The organism is Brevundimonas sp. (assembly GCF_036405315.1).
GTDB lineage: Bacteria > Pseudomonadota > Alphaproteobacteria > Caulobacterales > Caulobacteraceae > Brevundimonas.
Window position 1 is genome coordinate 1 of the sequence record NZ_DASWXW010000110.1, and the last position, 1,574, is coordinate 1,574.

Genomic DNA, 1,574 nt, shown 5'->3' on the forward strand with positions numbered 1-1,574 from the left:
CGCCGTTGGCGGCCTTCAGCTCATAGGCGCCCTTGCGCGACAGGTTCTCGCCGGCGTCGGTCAGGCGGACCGCCGGGGTCTTCTGACGCGACAGGCACATGCCCGACGGCGTCTTCTTGTGCTGCAGGGCGACCTGCCAGCATTCCAGCGCCTCGACGGTGTCGGCGGGGCGGAACACCATCAGGTTGGGGATGGCGCGCAGGGCCGCCAGATGCTCGACCGGCTGGTGCGTCGGGCCGTCTTCGCCCAGACCGATGGAGTCATGGGTCAAGACGTGGATCGCGCGCACGCCCATCAGGGCGCCGAGGCGGATGGCTGGACGGCTATAGTCCGAGAAGACCATGAAGGTGCCGGCGTAGGGGATGACCCCGCCGTGCAGCGCCAGACCGTTCATCGCCGCGGCCATGCCGAACTCGCGGATGCCGTAGTTCAGGTAGCGACCGGCGTAGTCGGGGGCGTCGAGGATCTGGGTGTCCTTGACGAAGGTGTTGTTCGAGCCGGTCAGGTCGGCCGAGCCGCCGATCAGTTCGGGGATGGCGTTGAACACCGTCTCCAGGGCCTCGCCCGAGGACTGGCGCGTGGCCAGGGCGGGCTGGGTCGAGACCAGTTCCTTCAGCTTGGCTTCGAGGGCCTCGAAGGCGCCGGTCGGCAGGTCGCCGGCCATGGCGCGGGTGAAGTCGTCGCGCTGAGCGTGGTTCAGCAGGCGGGCTTCCCAGCCCTTGCGGGTCTTGGCGCCCTGCTTGCCGACCTTGGCCCAAGCCTTCTGGATGCCTTCCGGCAGTTCGAACGGAGCGAAGGGCCAGTGCAGCGCGGTACGCGTGGCGGCGATCTCGGTGGCGCCCAGGGCGGCGCCGTGGGTCTTGTGGCTGCCTTCCATGGTGGCGGCGCCCTTGCCGATCTTGGTCTTGCAGGCGATCAGCGTCGGCTTCGACTGCTTGGTCGCCCAGGCCAGGGCCTTCTGGATCTGCTTGTAGTCATGGCCGTCGATGGCCTTGACCGCCCAGCCCGAGGCCTTGAAGCGGGCCAGCTGGTCGGTGGCGTCCGACAGCGACACCTTGCCGTCGATGGTGATCTCATTGTCGTCCCACAGGACGCACAGCTTGTTCAGCTTCAGGCGGCCGGCCAGGGCGATGGCTTCCTGCGATACGCCTTCCATCAGGCAGCCGTCGCCGGCGATGACCCAGGTGCGGTGGTCCACCAGGTCCGAGCCAAAGCGCGCGGCCAGGTGACGCTCGGCCAGGGCGAAGCCGACCGAGGTGGCCAGGCCCTGACCCAGGGGGCCGGTGGTCGTCTCGACGCCGGCCAGGTGGCCGTATTCCGGGTGGCCGGCGGTCTTGGAGCCCCACTGGCGGAAGTTTTCCAGCTGTTCCTTGGTGGCTTCCTTATAGCCGGTCAGGTGCAGCAGGGCGTAGATCAGCATCGAGCCGTGGCCGGCCGACAGGATGAAGCGGTCGCGGTCGGCCCAGTCGGGGCGGCTGGCGTCGAACTTCAGGAATTTCGAGTAGAGGACGGTGGCGACGTCGGCCATGCCCATGGGCATGCCGGGGTGGCCGCTCTTGGCCTTTTCAACGCCG

Annotated in this window: 1 protein-coding gene; it reads right to left on the reverse strand. The window is 68.4% G+C overall.

All coding sequences use genetic code 11. The annotated features are described in order from the left end of the window. Positions 1–1,574 (reverse strand): transketolase family protein (locus tag VGE49_RS06575; protein ID WP_331033760.1); only part of this gene is annotated, 1,574 nt, incomplete at both ends.